This window comes from Loktanella sp. F6476L (genome assembly GCF_023015725.1).
In the GTDB taxonomy this organism is placed as follows: domain Bacteria; phylum Pseudomonadota; class Alphaproteobacteria; order Rhodobacterales; family Rhodobacteraceae; genus Yoonia.
In genome coordinates this window covers 384,762-406,820 of record NZ_JALKAR010000002.1, presented here as the reverse complement: position 1 = coordinate 406,820, position 22,059 = coordinate 384,762, and the positions used below count along the sequence as shown (strand labels likewise).

Annotated in this window: 17 protein-coding genes; 6 read left to right on the top strand and 11 right to left on the bottom strand. The window is 56.3% G+C overall.

Translation table 11 applies throughout. The annotated features are described in order from the left end of the window. Position 1: 1 nt before the first annotated feature. The gene (locus tag MWU61_RS07260; protein ID WP_247127621.1) at positions 2-1,516 is read left to right on the top strand and encodes a YifB family Mg chelatase-like AAA ATPase; all 1,515 of its coding nucleotides are present in this window, start codon (positions 2-4) and stop codon (positions 1,514-1,516) included. Here the strand turns inward: MWU61_RS07260 and gshB are convergent, their stop codons facing one another. From gshB to rsmI, 3 genes are all read right to left on the bottom strand, one after another. Continuing rightward, positions 1,517-2,464 carry a glutathione synthase gene (gene gshB, locus MWU61_RS07255; protein ID WP_247127620.1) on the bottom strand — a complete coding sequence of 316 codons (948 nt, stop codon included), beginning with the start codon at positions 2,462-2,464 and terminating at the stop codon, positions 1,517-1,519. It lies immediately after the preceding gene. Positions 2,465-2,539: 75 nt separating this feature from the next. Further along, complete coding sequence (locus tag MWU61_RS07250) at positions 2,540-2,920, bottom strand: YraN family protein (RefSeq protein ID WP_247127619.1); 381 nt, start codon at positions 2,918-2,920, stop codon at positions 2,540-2,542. Then, a complete protein-coding gene (gene rsmI, locus MWU61_RS07245; RefSeq protein ID WP_247127618.1) occupies positions 2,917-3,780 on the bottom strand; it encodes a 16S rRNA (cytidine(1402)-2'-O)-methyltransferase in 864 nt (287 codons plus the stop codon). Before rsmI ends, MWU61_RS07250 begins: the two co-directional genes overlap by 4 nt. A gap of 82 nt (positions 3,781-3,862) precedes the next feature. Between rsmI and MWU61_RS07240 the strand changes: the two genes are divergently transcribed. From MWU61_RS07240 to murJ, 3 genes are read left to right on the top strand one after another with little or no spacing between them, the layout of a single operon-like run. After that, positions 3,863-5,044 carry a penicillin-binding protein activator gene (locus MWU61_RS07240; protein WP_247127617.1) on the top strand — a complete coding sequence of 394 codons (1,182 nt, stop codon included), beginning with the start codon at positions 3,863-3,865 and terminating at the stop codon, positions 5,042-5,044. Beyond that, entirely contained in the window at positions 5,025-7,820 is a 2,796-nt protein-coding gene (locus MWU61_RS07235; RefSeq protein ID WP_247127748.1) for a [protein-PII] uridylyltransferase, read from the top strand. The genes MWU61_RS07240 and MWU61_RS07235 overlap by 20 nt, the downstream gene beginning before the upstream one ends. A gap of 55 nt (positions 7,821-7,875) precedes the next feature. Then, positions 7,876-9,462 (top strand): murein biosynthesis integral membrane protein MurJ, encoded by a 1,587-nt coding sequence (murJ, locus tag MWU61_RS07230; protein ID WP_247127616.1) that lies wholly within the window; start codon positions 7,876-7,878, stop codon positions 9,460-9,462. 3 nt (positions 9,463-9,465) lie between these two features. Here the strand turns inward: murJ and MWU61_RS07225 are convergent, their stop codons facing one another. The 5 genes from MWU61_RS07225 to MWU61_RS07205 all read right to left on the bottom strand — a co-directional run bounded on the left by MWU61_RS07225 (position 9,466) and on the right by MWU61_RS07205 (position 13,942). Beyond that, positions 9,466-9,672, bottom strand: coding sequence for a DUF3035 domain-containing protein (locus MWU61_RS07225; protein ID WP_247127615.1), 207 nt, complete (start codon positions 9,670-9,672; stop codon positions 9,466-9,468). A 53-nt stretch (positions 9,673-9,725) separates the two neighbouring features. After that, the gene (gene lspA, locus MWU61_RS07220; protein ID WP_247127614.1) at positions 9,726-10,226 is read right to left on the bottom strand and encodes a signal peptidase II; all 501 of its coding nucleotides are present in this window, start codon (positions 10,224-10,226) and stop codon (positions 9,726-9,728) included. An 11-nt stretch (positions 10,227-10,237) separates the two neighbouring features. After that, positions 10,238-11,827, bottom strand: a complete 1,590-nt coding sequence (gene purH / locus MWU61_RS07215) for a bifunctional phosphoribosylaminoimidazolecarboxamide formyltransferase/IMP cyclohydrolase (protein WP_247127613.1) — start codon at positions 11,825-11,827, stop codon at positions 10,238-10,240. After that, entirely contained in the window at positions 11,827-13,554 is a 1,728-nt protein-coding gene (locus tag MWU61_RS07210) for a heparinase II/III family protein (protein WP_247127747.1), read from the bottom strand. Before MWU61_RS07210 ends, purH begins: the two co-directional genes overlap by 1 nt. Before the next feature lie 232 nt (positions 13,555-13,786). Further along, a complete protein-coding gene (locus MWU61_RS07205; RefSeq protein WP_247127612.1) occupies positions 13,787-13,942 on the bottom strand; it encodes a hypothetical protein in 156 nt (51 codons plus the stop codon). A 248-nt stretch (positions 13,943-14,190) separates the two neighbouring features. On the opposite strand from MWU61_RS07205, the gene MWU61_RS07200 reads away from it, so the two are divergent. Further along, positions 14,191-16,686 (top strand): FAD-dependent oxidoreductase, encoded by a 2,496-nt coding sequence (locus MWU61_RS07200; RefSeq protein ID WP_247127611.1) that lies wholly within the window; start codon positions 14,191-14,193, stop codon positions 16,684-16,686. A 74-nt stretch (positions 16,687-16,760) separates the two neighbouring features. Here MWU61_RS07200 and MWU61_RS07195 read toward each other — a convergent pair whose 3' ends face one another. The 3 genes from MWU61_RS07195 to dnaE form a co-directional block, all read right to left on the bottom strand. Beyond that, positions 16,761-17,237 (bottom strand): hypothetical protein, encoded by a 477-nt coding sequence (locus tag MWU61_RS07195; RefSeq protein WP_247127610.1) that lies wholly within the window; start codon positions 17,235-17,237, stop codon positions 16,761-16,763. A gap of 92 nt (positions 17,238-17,329) precedes the next feature. Next, complete coding sequence (locus MWU61_RS07190; protein ID WP_247127609.1) at positions 17,330-18,082, bottom strand: hypothetical protein; 753 nt, start codon at positions 18,080-18,082, stop codon at positions 17,330-17,332. Between the two features lie 91 nt (positions 18,083-18,173). Continuing rightward, entirely contained in the window at positions 18,174-21,671 is a 3,498-nt protein-coding gene (gene dnaE / locus MWU61_RS07185) for a DNA polymerase III subunit alpha (RefSeq protein WP_247127608.1), read from the bottom strand. An 84-nt stretch (positions 21,672-21,755) separates the two neighbouring features. Here dnaE and MWU61_RS07180 point away from each other — a divergent pair, with 84 nt between their 5' ends. Beyond that, positions 21,756-22,046 (top strand): metalloregulator ArsR/SmtB family transcription factor, encoded by a 291-nt coding sequence (locus MWU61_RS07180; protein ID WP_247127607.1) that lies wholly within the window; start codon positions 21,756-21,758, stop codon positions 22,044-22,046. Positions 22,047-22,059 lie beyond the last annotated feature (13 nt).

The window sequence follows — 22,059 nt, the reverse complement described above, 5'->3', positions numbered from 1 at the left end:
GATGTCAGCAGTTGCCTACACGGTCGCCTTCGACGGGATCGACGCAAAAATGGTCGAGGTGCAATGCGCGGTCAGCCCCGGCATGCCGGGTTTCGCCATCGTGGGCTTGCCAGATAAAGCGGTTTCAGAAGCGCGCGAAAGAGTGCGGGCCGCGTTGACGCACATGGCAATCGCGCTGCCGTCGAAGAAAATCACGATCAATATGTCGCCCGCGAATATGCCGAAAGAGGGGTCGCATTTTGATTTGCCTATCGCGCTGGCATTGTTGGCTGCGCTTGAAATCCTGCCGCGCGATGATGTTGCGGGCACGGTATCGCTTGGTGAATTGTCGCTAAACGGTGATCTGGTTCCCGTCATTGGGGCGTTGCCTGCGGCAATGGCTGCAGCGACTGAAGGTAAAGTTCTCGTCTGCCCAAACGCATGCGGCCCCGAAGCAGCATGGGTCGACGCGGCAAAAGTGATCGCACCGCAGTCGCTGGCCGCGGCGATACGGCACTTTACCGGACAAGCTGTGCTCGACGCGGCGGTCGCGGGCGAAGTGCATGTTGATGCAAACGCCTCTGATCTGGCCGAGGTGAAAGGCCAGGAACGTGCGAAACGTGCGTTGGAAATCGCAGCCGCCGGGCGGCATCATTTGATGATGGTCGGCTCGCCGGGTTCTGGTAAGTCGATGTTATCGAAACGTATTCCCGGTATCCTTCCACCAATGTCACCGACAGAAGCGTTAGAGACGTCGATGATTCATTCGCTGGCGGGCGTGTTGGAAGAGGGCGGCATCAATCGCACGCGCCCTTTCCAAGAACCGCACCACACAGCGTCGACTGCTGCGATTATCGGCGGGGGGCGAACGGCGAAACCCGGACAGATTTCACTGGCGCACAATGGGGTACTTTTTCTCGATGAATTTCCGGAATTCCCACGGTCAGTGCTCGAAACCTTGCGCCAGCCGATCGAAACGGGCGAGGTGATCGTCGCGCGGGCCAATGCGCATGTGAAATACCCCTGTCGTTTTATGTTGGTCGCGGCCGCGAACCCTTGCAAATGCGGGTATTTGGCAGATCCAGCGCGCGCCTGCGCACGTGTGCCGATCTGCGGTGAAGAATATATGGGTCGCATTTCTGGGCCCTTGATGGACCGTTTTGATTTACGGGTCGAAGTGCCCCCGGTCGCATACACTGATCTGGACTTGCCAGAAGACGGCGAAAGCTCTGCGGTGATTGCTGCCCGCGTTGCCGCCGCCCGCGATGTGCAATCGCAACGGTTTGCGGACGCGGCGGGCGTACGGGTAAACGCCGAAGCTGAAGGGCGCGTTTTGGAACAGGTGGCGACGCCGGATACCGAAGGGCGGGCGCTGTTGGTCAAGGTCGCGGAACGGTTCGGGCTTTCGGCGCGGGGGTATCACCGTGTGTTGCGCGTCGCACGCACCATAGCTGATCTGGCAGGCGAAGCGGATGTGCGTCGCCCACATGTCGCGGAGGCGGTAAGCTACCGCCTCTCGTTATCGCAGGACGTGTGATCAGGCGGCAGCGCGGCGCGCTTCAATCGCTTCCCAGATTTTGGCCGTGATGTTGACGTTATCAAACCGTTCCAATTCCTGAATGCCTGTCGGTGAGGTCACGTTGATTTCGGTCAGCCAATCACCAATCACATCGATCCCGACAAAAATCTGACCCTTTTCACGCAACAACGGTCCGATTGCCGCACAGATTTCGCGGTCACGGCCCGTCAGTTCAACTTTCTCGGGGCGTCCGCCTACGTGCATATTGGATCGGGTTTCGCCTTCGGCAGGGACACGATTGATCGCCCCAACAGGTTCACCATCGACCAAGATCACCCGCTTGTCGCCTTTGCTGACGTCTGGCAGGAATTTCTGCATAATCAGCGGTTCGCGATTAATCCCCGAGAACATTTCGTGCAGCGATGCGAGGTTGCTATCACCTTGTTTCAGCTTGAAAACACCCGCGCCACCATTGCCGTAGAGTGGTTTAAGAATCACGTCGCCATGTGCGGCACGGAATGATTTGAGCGTGTCCAAATCACGCGCAATCATCGTTGGCGGTGTCAGGTCAGGGAAGTTCAGAACCAGCAACTTTTCCGGATAGTTCCGCACCCAGAACGGGTCATTCACGACGAGCGTATCGGGGTGAATCATATCAAGAATATGGGTTGTGGTAATGTACCCCATATCGAAAGGGGGATCTTGGCGCAGCCAAACGACATCGTAGTCGGCAAGATCGACTTCAACTTCGTCGCCCAGTGTAAAATGATCGCCTTCGACCCGCTGAACGGTCAGCGGCCAGCCCCGCGCGACAACTTTACCTTCGCGGTAGGCAAGTTTGTCAGGTGTGTAGTAGAAAAGACTGTGACCGCGCGCCTGTGCTTCTTCTGCGATGCGGAAGGTGCTGTCGGCGTTGATATCGATAGGACCAATCGGGTCCATTTGGATCGCTACTTTCAAGGGCATGACCTGTGGCCTTTTCTCAATATGGAATTGAGAGATACATGGCCCATGCGACGGGTCTGTGCAATGGCGGCCGGATCACGCTTCCATGAACGCGTTTTCAATAATCCGCACGTTGCCCGTTTGATCAACGGTTGCCACGTCGAAACGCATATCGGTTAACGCCCCGCGCGGTTCATTTGCCACAAATTCACTCGCAGCAGCACAGAGCCTGTCCATCTGACGGCGACTGACACGTTGCAATGCGGTCGCGTGGGATTTGCTTTTCTTAACTTCGACAAAGATCAGGCTGTCACCATCACGGACAATCAAATCGATTTCACCGCCGCGCCCGCGCCATCGTGTATGCGCAATAGAATGGCCACGACGTTTGTAATCACGGGCAACACTGGATTCGGCCGCCCATCCTGCATGGTGATTGGTGCTGGCACGCATCGCTTGTTGCGTCGATGATGTCATTCGTCGTCCTTTTCCAGCCCAAGGGCCATTTGATAAACTTGGCGGCGGGGTAGACCCATCGCACCCGCAACCATCGTTGCCGCGTCTTTCACTCGCATCGTGCGCATCGCGTCGACCAATGCCGCCTGCACATCGTTTTCGCCGATCTTTTCACCGTTCCCACGATCAACCAGCACGACAATTTCGCCCTTTACCTTTCGGTCGGCAAAATCTGCGACAAGGTCATCAAGAGACCCGCGCGTGGTTTCTTCAAACTTCTTGGTCAACTCACGACAGACCACCGCGCGGCGGTCGCCCCCTAGAACATCGCGCAAAGACATTAGCATATCATGAAGACGCTTTGGGGATTCGTAGAACACCTGTGTCAGCGGCATATCGCGTAATTCTGCGATCTCTGTTTCGCGCTGTGTCTTTGCTGATGGCAGGAAGCCGATGAATGCAAAGCGGTCAGTTGCCAAACCAGAGACCGTCAACGCGGCAAGTACTGCCGACGCCCCGGGGGCCGTGGTGACGGGCAGGTCAGCCGCGATCATCGCAGCGCCCAGTTCATATCCCGGATCAGCCACCAATGGTGTGCCTGCTTCAGACACGTAAGCGACTGATTTTCCTTCACTTACAGCCCGCACAAGTCGTTCGGTTGGCTTTTCCCCGCTGTGGTCATGGTAGGCGACAACCTGTCGTGTACCAAGCGGTACACCATGAATTTCCATCAATTTGCGGGCCGTCCGCGTGTCTTCGGCTGCGATCAGATCGGCGCTGGCGAGGATGTCGAGACCGCGCAGTGTCATGTCACGGGCAGACCCTATTGGTGTCGCCACGAAATAAAGACCCGCCGTCAAGGGTTTTTCTATAAAATTCATACCTAGACCCTTTGGCGCATAGCCCTATGATGTTGCCCAATGTTTGACCCGATGGAGGTCACCATCAGGAGGGGGATTTCCTATGTTTGCTTGTTTCGCCGACGCCCGCAAGGCGGCAGCCCGGCTGTTTATCTTTTTGACGCTTGTGTTCGTGTCGGCCTGTACGGTCCCCGGCCAAGTTGGTGTGAATGAAAACACCGGTCAGCGCATTGACCCGAACGCGCCTGTTCAGGTTGCGCTTTTGGTTCCGGGTGGGTCTGGTAACGAGGGTCGTTTGTCAGCTAGCCTTGAAAACGCCGCACGATTGGCGATTTCCGATTTGGCTGGCGTGACGATTGATCTGCGCGTGTACAACACTGCCGGTGATCCGCTGCAGGCCGCACGCGTTGCAAATGCTGCGGTTGATGACGGTGCAAAGATTATTTTGGGACCATTGTTTGGTGAAGCGGCCAACGCGGCTGGTGTGTCTGTCGCGAACCGTAATGTGAACGTCCTCGCGTTTTCAAACAACCCGACAATTGCTGGCGGTAACGTCTTTATCCTCGGGTCTACATTCGGAAACACAGCGAACCGTTTAGTCCAGTACGCAGGCCGCCAAGGTATCAACCGCTACACGGTTGTCCACGGCAATTCCGTCCCCGGTCAGCTGGGCCGTGACGCGATTGCAAACGCTGTTCGTGCGAACGGGGGCCAAGTGACCGCGATTGAAGGGTATCCATTGACCCAGCAAGGCGTATCCGATTCGTCTGCACGTATCGTTGCTGCGGCGCGCAATGGTGGTAGCGATGCTGTGTTCTTCACAGGTGATCCTTCTGCTGACCTTCCGTTTATTCTGGACGGTCTGTCCGCCGCTGGTCTGACATCGAACGAAGCTCGCTTTATGGGTTTGACCCGCTGGGACGCAAATGCTGACGTTCTGGGGAGCGCTGCTGCCCAAGGCGGTATCATTGCGTTGCCTGATCAAGGTTTGAACAACGCGTTCCAGAACCGTTACGCGTCTGTTTATGGCGATGCGCCACATCCGCTGGCCGGTCTCGCGTATGATGGAATTGCAGCCATCGGCGCGCTTGTTGCCCAAGGAAACGCCAACGCCCTGACAAAACGGGCGCTCACGACGTCCCAAGGCTTTCAAGGGACTGGTGGTATCTTCCGGTTCCTGCCAAATGGTCTGAACCAGCGTGGCCTTGCCATCGCCGAAATACGCAACAATCAGGTGATTACCCTTGAGCCAGCCCCACGGAGCTTTGGCGGATCAGGTCTCTGATCCGACCAACACGACTTACGACCTTGAAACGCCGGACAATTTGATTTGTCCGGCGTCTGAGATTTTTGACCAGCCTGCAGTCCGTCTAGCGTTAGAAGCCGCGGCGAGCCTTGGTCATAGCGACAAAGACATCCGCACCCAAACCGTCGAAATCCTAAACGAAGCGCGTGTTGCCGGGCGTAAACGCATTGCAGAAGCTTTTGCCGCTGATCCGTTTCCGGGGCGTCGCGGGACGCGCGCCTATAGCTGGCTGACAGACCAGATTATCGGCGAAGTGTTGAATATCGCGCAAACGTATCTGCATCCTTTGCCAAACCCGACAGAGGCCGAACGGATCGCGATTATTGCTGTTGGCGGTTACGGACGTGGCGAAATGGCCGCGCATTCCGACGTCGATTTGCTGTTTTTGAACCCATATAAGATCACACCGTGGGCGGAAAGCCTGATCGAATCGATGCTATATATCCTGTGGGATCTCAAGCTGAAGGTCGGACATGCCAGCCGGACGATCAAAGACTGCATTCGACTTGGCCGCGAAGATTTCACAATCCGTACGTCGCTGGTGGAATACCGTTATCTTGCCGGTGATGAAGACTTGGCGCAGTCCCTGGCCACTTCGTTGTGGGAAGACTTGTTCAAAGGTACCGAAGCCGAATTTATTGAAGCCAAGCTTGAGGAACGTGCTGAACGTCATCGCAAGCAAGGTGGCCAACGGTATGTCGTTGAGCCGAACGTGAAAGAAGGCAAGGGAGGTCTACGCGACCTGCAGTCCCTGTTCTGGATCGGGAAATACGTGCACGGGACGCAGAACGCCAAGGAACTGATTGCCTTTGGTGTCTACAACGAAGACGAATTTCAGACATTCAAAACGGCTGAAGATTTTCTTTGGTCTGTCCGTTGCCACATGCACATCATCGCCAATCGTGCGGTGGATCAGCTGACCTTCGACATGCAAGTCGAGGTCGCAGAAAAGCTTGGGTACAAGGATCACGACGGGCGTCGTGCCGTTGAACATTTTATGCAGGATTACTTCCGCCATGCCACCAAGGTTGGGGAAGTCACGCGGATCTTCCTGACATCACTTGAGGCCACACATACCAAAGCCGAACCGATGCTGCTGCGCTTGTTCAAACGGCGTAAGAAGGCGAAAGCCCCATATGCGATTGAACAGAACCGTCTGACTGTCGCCGATGAAGAGGCGTTTCTGGCGAACCCCGTCAATATGCTTGGGATCATCGAAGAAGTTCTGCGTACGGGTACGTTGCTGCATCCAGATGCGATGCGCATGATTGCGGCGAACCTGCATTTGATCGACGATTCTGTTCGCAATGACCCAGCTGCGCGCAAACTTTTCCTTGGGATCATGCTGAAACACGGCAACCCTGAACGCGGCTTGCGGCGGATGAATGAACTCGGGCTTCTGGCTGCGTTTATCCCCGAATTTGCGCCGATTGTGGCGATGATGCAGTTCAATATGTACCATCACTACACGGTCGATGAACATACGATCCAATGCATCAGCCATCTGTCACAGATCGAACGCGAAGAGCTGATAGAGGAATTGCCGATTGCGTCCGGCATTCTGCAGAAGGGCGTGAACCGCAAGGTGTTGTATGTCGCGTTGTTGCTGCACGACATCGGCAAAGGGCAGCCAGAAGATCATTCCGTATTGGGCGCGAAAATTGCCCGTGTTGTGGCCCCACGGTTGGGGTTGAACAAGAAAGAATGCGAACTGGTCGAATGGTTGATCCGCAATCATCTGCTCTTGTCCGATACGGCACAAAAACGCGACATTTCAGAACCACGTACAGTGACTGGTTTCGCCAAAGCGATGAAGACCGTTGAACGGCTTGATTTGCTGACGGTGTTGACGGTTTGCGACATTCGGGGCGTTGGGCCGGGCACATGGAACAACTGGAAAGCGGTGCTGATCCGTAATCTGTATGCCGCGACGCGCGATGCGTTGGAAAACGGGCTGGAAGATCTGAACCGCGAAACCAGAGAAACCGAAGCAAAACGCGCGCTGCGTGGTGCTTTGACGGATTGGAAGCCAAAAGATCTAAAAGCCGAAGTCGGGCGTCATTATGGGCCGTATTGGCAAGGTTTGCCGGGTTCGACCCATGTGGTTTTCGCGAACCTTTTGTCTGGTATTTCGGACGATAGTATCGCCGTTGATCTGATGCTTGACGAAGACCGCGATGCGACACGCGTTTGCTTTGCCATGGTGGATCATCCGGGGTTGTTTAGCCGGATGACCGGCGCGTTGGCTTTGGTTGGTGCGAACATCGTTGATGCACGCAGTTATACATCTAAAGACGGCTACGCGACGGCCGCGTTTTGGATACAGGACGCAGATGGCCATCCTTACGAAGCGGCCCGCCTGCCGCGTCTTCAACAGATGATCATCAAGACGCTGCACGGTGAAGTGGTCGCACGCGACGCCCTGAAAGATCGTGATAAGATCAAAAAGCGTGAACGTGCGTTTAAGGTGCCGACTGTCATCACCTTCGATAACGCAGGTTCCGAGATTTACACGATTATCGAGGTCGATACCCGCGACCGGCCGGGCCTGTTGTATGATTTGACGCGTACGCTGGCGAATAATCACGTCTATATTGCGTCCGCTGTCATCGCGACGTTTGGCGAACAGATCGTCGATACGTTCTATGTCAAAGACATGGTTGGTCTGAAATATCACAACGAAGCCAAGCGCCAAGCGCTGGAAGCAAAACTGCGTGAAGCCATTACACTGGGCGCGGAAAGGGCTGTGACGTGATACGGATTTTCGTGGAAATTCGGACGATTTTTCCGGAAAGATCGGGGGCGCTTGCGTGAAACCTATTCGATTGATGGCTGGCTTCTTCACAGTCGGCCTTTGGACGTTGCTATCGCGTGTCTTGGGATTTGCGCGTGACATCATGATGGCCGCGTTCTTGGGCACTGGCCCTGTGGCCGAAGCGTTCTTGATCGCGCTGTCCTTGCCGAACATGTTCCGCAGGTTCTTTGCCGAAGGTGCTTTCAACATGGCCTTCGTGCCGATGTTTTCCAAAAAGCTGGAAGCAGACGATGATCCGCTGACCTTCGCACAGGATGCATTCGCGGGGCTCGGGTTCATACTGCTCATTTTCACAGGCGTCGCTGTCGCTTTTATGCCTGCGCTTGTGACCTTGATGGCCGCAGGATTTCGCGGTGATGTCCGGTTTGAGCTCGCCGTTGCCTACGGACAAGTGGCGTTCCCGTATATTCTGTTCATATCGCTAGCGGCCCTTCTTTCAGGCGTCTTGAACGCAACGGGGCGCTTTGTTGCTGCGGCAGCGGCGCCTGTCCTGTTGAACATTTTCTTTGTTGTCACAATGTTGGCGATGTGGGTGTTCGGCCCTGCGACCTTTACCGACGGGGCCTATCAATTCGATGCGACCGTGGGCTTTGGGCGCGCCTTGGCGTGGGCTGTCCCATTCGCTGGGATCGCGCAGGTCGCACTGGTCTGGATCGCTGCGAAACGGGCGGGTTTTCCGATGTCCTTGCGGATGCCGCGCTTGACGCCTGACCTGAAACGGCTTGCGATTATTGCGGTGCCAGCGGTGCTGGCGGGCGGCGTACTGCAGATCAACCTGCTCGTGGGGCGTCAGGTCGCAAGCACCTTTGACGGAGCAATTGCATGGCTAAGCTATGCGGATCGGTTGTACCAGCTGCCGTTGGGTGTGATTGCGATTGCGATTGGAGTCGTGCTGTTGCCTGATCTGTCCCGCCGCTTGCAAGCGGGTGACGAGGCCGGTGGGCAAGATGCCTTTAACCGCGCGTCTGAGATTGCGTTGGCATTAACTATTCCTGCAGCCATCGCGCTGATCGTCATCCCGATCCCATTAGTATCGGTCTTGTTCGAACGCGGCGCGTTTACCCAAAGCGACACGGCTGCGACTGCCTTGGCCGTTGCTATCTACGGTCTCGGGTTGCCTGCATTCGTACTGCAGAAGGCCCTGCAGCCGTTGTTCTACGCGCGTGGCGACACGAAGCGGCCGTTCTACTATGCTCTTGTCGCAATGGTCCTGAACGCTGTGCTTGCGTTTGGATTGCGCGACTATATCGGATTTATCGCGGCAGCCGTCGGTACTTCACTGACAAGCTGGGCGATGGTTGGTCAGCTGTGGTGGGGCGCACGCGGGATGGGCAAATCTGCGCAATTCGATGCGCGTTTCAAACGGCGCATTTGGCGGATTATCTTAGCCGCGTGTTTGATGGGCGTCGTCCTGTTTGGCGTCGCTTGGGCTTTGCAGCCTTTGTTGACTGCGGGTGGATTGCGCATGATCGGGTTGTTGATCCTCGTCGTCGCGGGGATCGTGAGCTATTTCGCTATTGGCCAGATTATTGGTGCGTTCCGGCTTGCTGAATTCAAGGCGGCGATGCGTCGGTCCAAGTAGAACCTAATTGTCGGCCCTGTTCACGCCACCCGGTGTCGGTTGCGGCAAAGTTTGCAGGGTCGGCGGCAGGGCCAGTTCTTTTGCGATCTCTAGATTATTTTCAACAGGGGTGATTGTGACCGTCCCAAAATCGCGGATCGGAGTCGCAGGACCGTTTGAACATGCGGCAAGTGCCAAAAGTGTGACGCTTGCCAGTATAATTGCACGCATTGCCGTTCCTTAAGTCTTTGGTGATGCGTGTTTAGCGCAGGAATGCGCCCGCGTCACGATCTCTTTGTGCCGCGTTTTTTGGACGGCTTAGAACCGCCGTCGTCTGACAGGAACGCGAGGCCAATCGCACCTGCAAAGATCGCGATGTCTGCGACGTTAAATGCATAGGGGTTGTCGATGCCGCAGCAGGACATGTTCAGGAAGTCGGCGACCGCCCCATAGATAACCCGATCGACGACGTTACCAATGGCCCCGCCGATCAACAGACCAGCCGCGATCATCATGTTGCGTGTCCCGCCTGCACGCCAGAGCCAAACGATGACCCCGACGGAAATCGCAAGTGCGACCCCGATCAACACCCAACGCATGTCATAGCCCGCGCCAAGGCCAAAGTTGACCCCACGGTTCCACGCCATGCGGTATTCAAGAAATGGTGGAAAGACGGTGATGCGCCCACCCGGAGCATTGATCAGGCCAAGCCAATGTACGACGTAATATTTCGTCACTTGGTCAATCAGGAAGACCCAGAAAGCTGTCCAAAAAAGCGGGCGCATACGATTTATCCTTAGTGCCGGAAGTGGCGTGTGCCGGTGAAGACCATTGCGATACCGGCCTCGTCAGCGGCTTTGATCACTTCGTCATCGCGCATAGACCCGCCGGGCTGGATGACACAGGTCGCTCCTGCTGCGGCTGCTTCCATCAGGCCATCCGCGAACGGGAAGAACGCGTCAGATGCGACAGCAGAACCGATAGTCAGCGGTTGTGGCAGACCCATGGCGTCGGCCATACGTTCCGCTTTCTTCGCAGCGATCAGGGCACTGTCGAGACGTGACATCTGGCCCGCGCCAACACCAACCGTTGCGCCGTCTTTGACGTAGACGATGGCGTTGGATTTGGTGTGCTTCGCGACTTTCCAAGCGAACAGTAGGTCCTTGAGTTGATCGTCGGTCGGTTCAACCTTCGTCACAACCTTCAGGTCCTCGATCCGCAGATCGTCTGTGTCTTTGTCCTGCACCAACATGCCACCCGCAACCTGACGGTAGGCCAGCGATTGTTCCTGTGGATCAGGTAGACCATCAGTGGTCAGAAGACGCAGGTTCTTCTTGGTTGCGAAGATCGCCTTGGCTGCATCGGATGCACCGGGCGCAATCACAACTTCGGTAAAGATTTCGACGATGGCTTTTGCCGTGTCTTCATCAAGCGGTTGGTTCAGCGCGACAATGCCGCCGAATGCTGAGGTCCGGTCGCAATCAAACGCCTTTGTGTACGCCTCGAGCAATGTCGCACCTTGGCCAACGCCACATGGGTTCGCGTGTTTGATGATCGCAACTGCAGGACCATTGGCGGGATCGAATTCCGCGACCAGTTCAAACGCCGCATCAGTATCATTGATGTTGTTGTAAGACAGTTCTTTGCCCTGATGCTGCTGCGCTGTTGCCACACCCGGACGGTTGGTTCCGTCAGTGTAGAACGCGGCGGACTGGTGGCTGTTTTCACCGTAGCGCATTGTTTGGGCGAAGGTACCCGTGAAGGACCGGCGGCGCGGTTCGTTGTTGCCAATCGCGTTTGCCATCCATGTGCTGACAGCGGTGTCGTAAGCAGCGGTGCGGCCATAAGCGATCTGCGCTTGGCGTTGGCGGAAGGCATAAGTGGTCTGGCCGTCGTTCGCGTCCAATTCCGCGCGCAACGTGGCGTAATCTTCGACGTCGGTCACAACCGTTACAAAAGCGTGGTTCTTGGCAGATGACCGGATCATCGCAGGGCCGCCGATATCGATATTTTCGATGCAAGTATCGTAATCAGAGCCTTTGGCGACGGCATCTTCAAATGGGTAGAGGTTCACAACAAGCAAATCGATTGGACCGATGTTGTGTTCATCCATCGCTGCGACGTGACCTTCAAGATCGCGCCGTGCGAGCAGTCCGCCATGCACAACCGGGTGCAGCGTTTTTACACGTCCATCCATCATTTCAGGAAAGCCTGTGACGTCAGCCACGTCTTTCACGTCCAGCCCTGCATCGCGCAGCGCCTTGGCAGAGCCTCCCGTGGAGAGCAGTTCAACCCCACGCTTGGCAAGATCTTGGCCCAATTCAATCAGGCCAGTTTTATCAGATACAGAAAGAAGCGCGCGGCGCAGTGGTGCGAGATCGGTCATCAGTGTCCCCGTGATGTGTCATCGTAACCGCCCACCGGGTCATTTGGGGTCAGATCACGCACCGCATCGGGCGTGTCTTGTGCTTTGGCCAACGACCAGCGGACGCGCGTCGCATATGCCATTGCGGCGCTGGTTAAAACCACCTGTTGGCTTGCGCGGGGCTTTAATCTGCCATTTTCCAAATAAACTGACGGTTCAAGGCTCAATCTTGCCTGTCCATCGTGCCGGAATATCCAAACTTCACCGGATTTCAGGATCAACGATACGGCACCACCGCCCAAATCGACGGTCGCGTTGACGTCGGGGTGCAGGTGAAAGCGGATGGTGTAGGGCACGCCGGGGCTGGTCCGTGATTGCAGTGCGTCAAAACGGCTTTCGTCGTTTGGACCGAGCGTGGTCAGCAAATCTTCGCCCACGATCCCGCGACCATCAATGGCGATGTCAATCGTGCGGGCGTGCGTCAGGCCATGTGTCTGGCGGTACCCATCATGGGACAGTTCGATCCGTTTCCCATCATCAAGGTTCGAGAATTCGCATTGCACCAATTGCGGAACATCGAGCAACAGCTCGGTCGCGCGGCTGCCTTTTACTGGCGGGGCGAGGCGGGATGATGAATAACCGTTAATCCAAAGCGTTGAATGGGACGGTGTGGCGCGCCCAGCCCTACGCCAATCTTCCCCGAAGCTGCGGCCTGATCCGCATGTCACGATGATCGGACGGCGGCCCGATGTGACTTCGAACGCGAGCGTGCTGGCATGGGCATCGCTGGACGCAGGGCCGACGGGTGGCGCATCCGCATCAATGATCATCGACGTCCGGCCTGCGGTGATGCGGGCAAAGCCCATATGCAGGTCCCGCTGTTCCATCGGGGTTACCCGCACGAGCGAATCGGCCAGAGCATGATCAAGGCGGCCATCAATGCCACGCCCGCCGCCATGGAATCGGGCAAGGCTACCGTCCGCATGTCGCAAAGCACGCAGCGTGGGCGCAATCCGTTCTAGCGCGTCGGTGAATTGTCGCGGTGGCGTCTGGCCCGCATTTGTCAACGCCTGCGTCGCCCACGTGATCAGGGTGAAAACCTCAAGCAAATGTTCGGGGTTTCGCGTTGGTATCCCGCCCATCGCGTCGATCTGTGTATCACAGTCTTCGGCTAGTGCTTTGATCGCAGGTGGTGCGAATTTCTCCATCCCTTCAAGGGCCAGCCCTGCGTAAATGATGCCTGTCAGCGCTTCGAAACGCGCCAAACCCGGTTCAGCAGTGCGCCAGCGTTTTGCCAAGAACAAGGTTTGTTGACCCAGCGACCGAAAGAACGTGTCGGACTTGGCTTTGTCCTGACCGCGCAAAAGGAACAGGCCGTGGTTGATCCAGCGGATCAGCCGTCGACCTGTCAAATCTGGCGTCCAACCCGGGCCGGTGCCATTTCCGAACCGGACGATCCATTCCGACACCCATGCTTGCGCCCGCTCGCGGGCACGCATGTCGCCGACGGCGGCCAGATCATCAAGCCATGCGCAGCCCTGAATTTCTTCGGCGACGCGCATGTTGTCGATGCCAATGTCCCAGATCAACGCGTTAGGTGCTTGGACGAACGATCCGGCAAACAGAAAATTGCCGCTGATCAGCTGACGACCGCGGGCAAAGTGGCCAATCGTCTTGGGTTCCGGTTGTGACACGAAACCGGTCGCCGGACGTGCGCGGGCGGACCGCCGCGCATGGTAGCGATGCATAAATTCGGTGCGTCGGGCACGCCATGTTTGTGCCTGTTCCACTAGGGGCTGCCTGCTTTGATTTTTGTTGTTGGCCAAACGTTAACCTGACGCTGGGTTTGAGTCACGAAAACTTCGTGTGTGGCGCCAACTGAGCGGGAATAAGAAAGAGCTGAATCGCGAATGGGGCGCGTGTCCATCAAGCGGGCACGCGGTCGTGTATCAGCGTCAGATAGCCATAAGCGATCGAATCTTAACGGGCAGGACCCGATGGAATCGCATAATTAGCGGCGGAAAAGCGCAACAAATCGTTGTCGGCCCGACCAGCCACATAGCTATCAGGCGTCGCAGCGCAAGCGCTCAGCAAACTGACTGAGACTAACGCCAGCATGGTTAGCAAGCGTGTCATGAAACTACTCCTCATTTCCCACATCTTACGTGTAGTGAGGTTAATATAGTCTTTTCGACGGCGTCTGTTGAGTCTGCAATTTTAACCAAATCGTTCCAGTGTCATTTCTGCATAGTGGCCACGATAGCGCCACAACCTTTAAGAATTTGTCACCACGTCGGTTTTAGCACTTTCAAGGTCGGATGGTTCTGTCTTGCCTGCGTCGATTGCGACACATTGGGCGAAAGTACATTCTGCGGAGCATCGCCATGAAAATTACTGTCAAAGCCTTGGTTGTTGGGGGCGGTGCAGTCGGCACATCAATTGCCTATCACCTTGCGAAAGCAGGTTGGGATGACGTGATGTTGTTAGAGCGGGATGAACTGACGTCCGGTTCAACATGGCATGCGGCGGGTTTGCTGCCGTTGTTTAACATGTCTTACGCGACCACACACATTCACAAATATTCCGTCGACTTTTATAAAGAACTAGAGGCCGAGACAGGGCTGAATGCCGGTTTTGCAGTCGTCGGTAACCTGCGTATGGCCCAAACGCAGGAACGCATGGACGAATACATGCTCTATGCGTCCACCGCTGAAACTTGCGATGTGCCATACGAATGGATGACACCCGATCAGATCAAGGCGAAATGGCCACTTATCAAGACCGATGACCTCAAAGGCGCACTATATCACAACACCGACGGCTACATTAATCCAGCCGACGTGACCCAGGCGATGGCCAAGGGTGCCCGCCAACGTGGCGTTGCGATCGAACGCAAATGGCAGGCCGATGCGTTCCATTGGAACGGCGACGCGTGGGAAGTCACCTGTACAAAGATGGTCGAAAAAGGCGGTAACCTGATCCCGTCTGACGAACAGATCGTTATCACAGCAGAACACGTTGTGACGGCTTCGGGCAACCATGCGCAAACGACGGCCAAGAAACTCGGCATCAAGATTCCGGCAATTCCCGTCGAGCACCAATTCATCGTGATGGACCAAGATCCCGATCTGGTGAAGTTCCGCGCCGAAGGTAACGTCGAACACCCCGTGATCCGTGACGCTGACGCGCAATCCTATGTGCGCGAAGAACGCGGCGGTTGGATTTTGGGCGTCTACGAGAAAAACGCGCCTGCCGTGTTTGAATACGGCGTGCCCGATACGTTTCGTGCTGACCTGTTCCCGCTCGATCTGGAGCGCATCGAAGACCAGTACATGGCGATGATCCACCGCATTCCGTCCTGCGAAGAAAGCGGTCTGAAGGACGATTTCAACGGCCCGATTTGCTACACGCCAGACGGTAATCCGCTGGTCGGACCGGCCCCCGGTTTGCACAACATGTGGCTCGCCGAAGGGTTTTCTTTTGGCATCACGGCAGCCGGCGGTACTGGCTATTACCTCGCCCAAATGATGGTCGACGGCGATGCCGAGATCGATATGGCGTCACTCGATCCCAAACGCTACGGCGACTGGATGACGACGGAATTCGCGGCGCGCAAGAACGAAGAATGCTACGACCACGTCTACATCCTGCACCATCCTGATGAAGAACGGCCTGCTTGCCGCCCGCTGCGCACATCACCCGCTTATGACCGCCAAGCCGCTCGCGGTGCGCAATTCGGGTTCGTGAATGGATGGGAACGGCCAAACTACTTCGCGCCGATGGGATTCAACGACCATGATGCGCGGTCTTTCCGGCGTGGCGATTGGTGGCAATACGCGGTGGAAGAGGCGAAAGCGATTCGCGAGGGCGTCGGTCTGATCGACGCGACAGCCTTTACCAAACACCGGATTTCCGGGCCGGGGGCGGCAGCGTTCCTAGATTGGTTTACCACTAACAAACTGCCGAAAGTCGGCCGGATCAACCTGACATATGCGCTGACATCGCACGGCACCACGCGGACAGAATACACCATAGTGCGGATTGCGGAGGATGATTTTTATCTCGTCTCCGCTGGGGCTTGGCACGCTTACGACCAAGATTATCTCTACAAGGCGATCATGGAGAAAGAGCCGGAATTCGGACGTATCAATGAAGAGGACGTAACAACAAAATACGGGGTCTTTGCCATCGCAGGGCCAAAATCGCGCGACGTTCTGCTAGACGTGATCAATGACGCAGAGCCGGAAACGGCACTGTCCAACAAACGTTTTCCATGGCTGTCATCCAAAAAAATCGAATTGGGTATGTGCCCGGTGAACGCGATCCGCGTGGCTTATACGGGTGAACTCGGTTGGGAATTGCACCACCCGATCGAAATGCAGAACTACCTGTTCGATCTGCTCGAAAAAGCAGGTGAAAAACACGGGATGAAGTTAGTCGGGGCACGGGCGCAAAACTGGTTGCGTCAGGAAAAATCGTACCGCGCGTTTGGCAACGAACTGGGCCGCGACGCGACACCCGCAGAGGCGGATTTGCCGCGTTTCATTGATCTGAACAAAGACTTTTATGGCAAAGATGCCATGGTCGAAAAAGGCATTCGGTCCAAATGTGTGACACTGCTGATCGACGGACCGGATGACGCGGATCCATGGGGACGCGAGGCGCTATATGCACAAGACGGCACGCGCGTCGGGCGTTTGACGTCGGGCGGTTACTCAATCGCTTTCGAAAAGTCCATCGGCCTTGGCTACGTCCGCCCTGAACTGGCAGAGGTCGGGACAACGCTGAAGGTGCGGATGCTCAATGAACTTTGGGACGCAACAATTGTCGAAGACAGTCCCTATGACCCAAAAAACGCTAAAATCCGGGTGGATGGTTAAAGCTGGCCACGCCATCTGGCTTCTTTGGGTCCTTCCAAATCCCCGCCGGAGGCTCCCGCAGGTGCACACAGGTGCTACTCTGCGGGGGCGAGCACCTTTTGCATCACGCCATCTTGGGCAAATGCGTCGTTTAACCCACTCGCCGCCATGCGTTCGGTCCCGACCCGGATCATGCCGCAGGAATTGGACAGGCCCAACACCACGTTGCTGGAAAGCGCAGCAGGCATTTGGGTGGTCATGTCGGTGAAATTGACGATTTCGGCGTCAGCAAATTCTTCTAGGGCCGCCAGATAATCCGCAACTGCTGTTGGGCCACCATCGGTGTCGAGGCCGTCCAAGATACACTGCCCTGCGTCCCGAAATTCAGCGTCCCACGACATATCGGGACGCACGTCTTCCAATGACGGGACCCGTGACACATAGAAATCCAACAGGTTGTTGGTCATCTTTTCTGTGCCAGCTTCCAACCTTGCCAACGCATCGGCATGTCCATCCGCGAATGCAAAACCGGGGAAAGTGGCGATCAGTGCAGAGATAATAAGAGCGCGCATGTCAAATTCCTTTGGGGTCAATCAAAGGTCACTATCAGCATAGGCATGCCTGCGGACAAGTCGGTGGTGTAATTTCTCTGATCGCGGGTCGATTAGCGTTCTTTGAAATCGATCGCTTTGACTTCACCGTCGTGCAACAGGATTTCGACCCAACGGGGATGCGCGCCGAACTTTTCATAGGCTGTTACAAAGGTTGTGTCGGCGGCAAGTGAATCTATGCGTGCGCCACACGGCGTGCCGTGGCTCACACGACAAACAGATGCTTTGATCGCTTCGTATGCATTGTCTGTTGCGCTGTAAGGTACGTTCCGGTTCGTGGGTAGATAACGCACCACTTCATGTGTCCCCACATCGCCGGTGAGGCTTAGCGCTGCTGAAAACTGGCGCGCGCATCCGTCATCAAATCCCGTGATGTAATGCGCCCGCATAGATGTGCCATTTGCGCCGGAATCGTAGATTTTGTAGCCGCTGATGTTGGCGACTTCGGTTCCTAGACCGCCACGGGGTGCATCACACACCGTCGCAATTTCGCCGTAAGCCACGCTTTCGCCGAACGGGATGATTTGCGCATCAGGACCAGTGCGCGGCGCAGGAGCGCGATTTGTACTTCCACCACTGCCGCTGAAGAGCCCCGATAGGAAACCGCCGCCTTGCGTCTCTGCTGGCGTTGCGGCCAGCGCTAGTGCCGCGGCGACCGCGTCTTCTTGTGACGTCCCTTCGGGAAGCGCAACGTCGCTGAGGCTTTCGATGCTAGGTTCTGCTGGGGAAGGGTTGCTTGCCGGTACGCCTGAACAGCCCGCTACAAACGCACAAGTGCCTAGAATTGCTGCAAATCGCAGGTGCATGCCCAAAATCCCCATTTGTCCCAGCGCCGTCTTTACGCGATTTAGCGGGCACCTGTCTATCTAGCTGTTTGGATAAGGCAAAAACGTGCCGTCACACTTCTTCGACTTCGATCACCCCGTTCAGTGACCGCAGCGCACCCTTGATTTGCGGGTTCACTGGGAAATTTTGCCCAAGATCGATCTCGACTTCACCCGGCAAATCCGCGCCCATCAGGCAGAAATAGACCGGTCCGCGTCCGCCTTTCACACCGTCACGGCTGGCGTTTTCCAAGATCGTTGCAACCGATGGAATGGCGTCTGGCGCATCAAGAAAAACCCGCAACCCGCTGCTACCCGCATCCGCCACCGCGTTATCGATGGGGGCGACGGACCGGCCGAGCAATTTCAGCTGATCGGATTCCATTGTCGCCTCTGCCTGAATGACGACCTGCGACCCTGTCTCGAGGTGTTCGCGGGCAGTTTCCAGCGTGTCCGAGAAGATCGTAATCTCGTATTGGCCTGTCGGATCGGACAATTGCGCAAAAGCAAAGCGGTTGCCGCGTGCCGATTTGCGTTCTTGTCGACCCGACACGGTGCCCGCCATCTTGACGATACACGCACCGCGTTCGGCCTTGGCTGTGACCTCGTCCAAGGTCAGCACGCCTTTGCGTTTCAGCGCGGCCATGTAGTCATCAAGCGGATGACCCGACAGGTAGAAACCGATGGCCTTGAATTCTTCGGCCAACCGTTCTGCGGGCAACCAATCGTCGCCGCTTGCGATGCGGGGTTCGGGCAGGTCGTCGCCTGCTTCGCCGAACAAGGACACTTGGTTCGACGTCTTTTGCTCGTGGATCGCAGCGGAATAGGCCACAAGCGGATCGAGCGACCGGAACACCCGTTGCCGGTTCCCGTCGAGCACGTCAAACGCACCAGCACGGGCAAGCATTTCAAGCGGGCGTTTTCCGACGCGTTTCAGATCAACACGACGCGCAAAGTCGAACAGATTCACAAATTCACGCCCGTCGCGCCCGTCAACAATCAGTTTCATCGCTTCCACACCGACGTTCTTCAACGCGCCCAGCCCGTAGACCAGTTTCTGATCACGCACGTCGAACGTCGCCTCTGACCGGTTCACGCAAGGCGGGATGTAGTCGATCGACAGGCCTTTTTTGACCTCTTGGAAATACACCGCCAGCTTGTCGGTCAGGTGAATATCGCAGTTCATGACGCCTGCCATGAATTCGACCGGATGGTTCGCTTTCAGCCACGCCGTTTGGTAGCTGACCACCGCATAGGCCGCCGCGTGCGATTTGTTGAAGCCGTAGTTCGCGAATTTCTCGAGCAAATCGAAAACCTCTGAGGCTTTCTTTTTGTCGACGCCGTTTTCCATCGCCCCTTTTTCGAACTTGGGACGTTCCTTGGCCATTTCTTCGGCGATTTTCTTACCCATCGCACGGCGCAACAGGTCAGCGCCGCCAAGCGAATAGCCCGCCATGACCTGCGCGATCTGCATCACCTGTTCCTGATAAACGATGATGCCTTGGGTTTCGGCCAGCAGATAGTCGATGGATTCGTGCACGGATTCGATTTCGCGTTGGCCGTTTTTGACCTCGCAATAAACCGGAATGTTTTCCATCGGGCCCGGACGATAAAGCGCCACGAGAGCAACAATATCTTCGATACAGTTGGGTTTCATCCGCTTGAGCGCATCCATCATGCCGCTGGATTCCACCTGAAACACCGCGACGGTTTTGGCAGAAGAATAAAGCGAGTAGGATTTTTCGTCGTCCAGCGGGATTGTCCCGATGTCGTTGACCAGTCCTTCGGGGGGCTGGAATAATTCATCGCCTGCGGCATTCACATGCAGCGGACGGCCTGATTTTACGACCAAATTCACGGCGTTCTGAATGACGGTCAGGGTTTTCAGGCCCAAGAAGTCGAATTTTACCAGCCCCGCTTGTTCCACCCATTTCATGTTGAACTGGGTCGCAGGCATGTCGGATCGTGGATCTTGATACAGCGGGACGAGTTCATCGAGCGGTCTATCGCCGATCACGACACCCGCCGCGTGGGTGGATGCGTTCCGCAGCAATCCTTCGACCTGCTGCGCGTAGGTCAGCAGGCGGTCGACAACTTCTTCGTTGTTCGCCTCTTCACGCAGACGCGGTTCATCGGCGAGCGCCTTTTCAATCGATACGGGTTTGACGCCCTCGACGGGGATCATTTTCGAAAGGCGATCCACCTGACCGTACGGCATCTGCAGAACACGACCGACGTCACGCACGGCGGCCTTGGACAAAAGCGCACCAAAGGTTATGATCTGTCCCACCTTATCGCGTCCGTATTTGTCTTGCACGAAACGGATGACTTCTTCGCGGCGGTCCATGCAAAAGTCGATATCGAAATCGGGCATGGAAACCCGTTCGGGGTTCAAGAACCGTTCGAACAGTAGCGAATAGCGTAGCGGGTCAAGGTCGGTGATCAGCAGCGCGTAGGCCACGAGCGACCCCGCACCGGACCCACGGCCCGGACCGACAGGGATACCTTGATCCTTGGCCCATTTGATGAAGTCGGCAACGATCAAGAAGTAGCCGGGGAACCCCATGCCCTCAATAATGCCGAGTTCGAATTCGAGCCGGTCTTCGTATTCTTTGACCTCTGCGGCATGCGGGATCACGGCGAGACGGGCTTTCAGGCCTTCTTCTGCCTGCCGACGCAATTCGGCGACCTCGTCATCGGCAAATTTAGGCAGGATCGGGTCACGTTTGTACGTTTTGAAGGCGCAGCGTTTGGCGATCTCGATAGTGTTCTCAATCGCCTCAGGAAGGTCCGCAAACAGCGTGACCATTTCCTGCGGTGTTTTCATGTAATGCTGCGGGGTCAGCCTGCGACGGTCTTCTTGTTGATCGACATAGGCGCCTTCCGAGATACAGATCAGCGCGTCGTGCGCTTCGTACAGTTCGGATTTCGGGAAATAGACGTCGTTGGTGGCAACCAGCGGAATGCCTTTGGCATAGGCCATTTCCACATGCCCGCGCTCCGATTGCTTTTCCGCGTCAGTCAGCCCGTTTTCGCCGGGATGTCGTTGCAGTTCGACATAAAGGTTATCGCCGTAGATGTCCTGAAACTGGTCCATCAGCAATTCGGCCTTAGGCCGTTGCCCTTGCCGCAAAAGCCGCCCGAACGGCCCGTCAGGGCCGCCGGTCAGACAGATCAAACCGTCACTGAATTCCGCCAATTCCTGCACATCGACCTGCGGGACTTCGTTGCCTTGATCAAGGTAGGCGCATGAATTGATCTTCATCAGGTTCATGTAACCCGCTTCGGATTTGGCCAGTAGGACGATGGGCGCTGGGGCTTCCGGTTTTTTGCCGGGATCGGGTTTTGTGTAGCGAATATCGACCTGACAGCCGACGATCGGCTGAATGCCTGCTTTCGACGCGTATTCGGAAAACTCCAAGGCCGCGAACATATTGTTCGAATCGGTGACCGCGACTGCCGGCATATCCATGCCAGCGGCGAGACCGATCAGTTTCTTAACCGGAACGGCCCCTTCGAGAAGGGAATATTCCGTATGCAGGCGAAGGTGGATAAAGCGGGGATCAGACATGAACTGATCCTATGCCGCGTGGTCGGCAGGGGGAAGGTGTGAAACGCAATTGACCACGCGTTCGCGGCGGGAAATAACCGATGCATGGGCTCACATCTGAATGAATTCTTCGCGGCATTGGCCGACCCGACACGTCGGGCTGTTCTGGAACGGCTTGTGCGTGGGCCCGCAACCGTCAGCGATCTTGCAGCACCACATGATATGGCCTTGCCGACTTTTATGCGCCATTTGGGTGTGCTGGAACGTACGGGTCTTGTTCGGTCGATCAAGAAAGGACGGGTGCGGACCTGTCACCTTGAACCTGCACCTTTGCTGGAAGCGCAGGGTTGGCTTGCTTGGCAGCGAACCGTGTGGGAGGGCCAAATCGATAACTAAATGTCCATAGTCT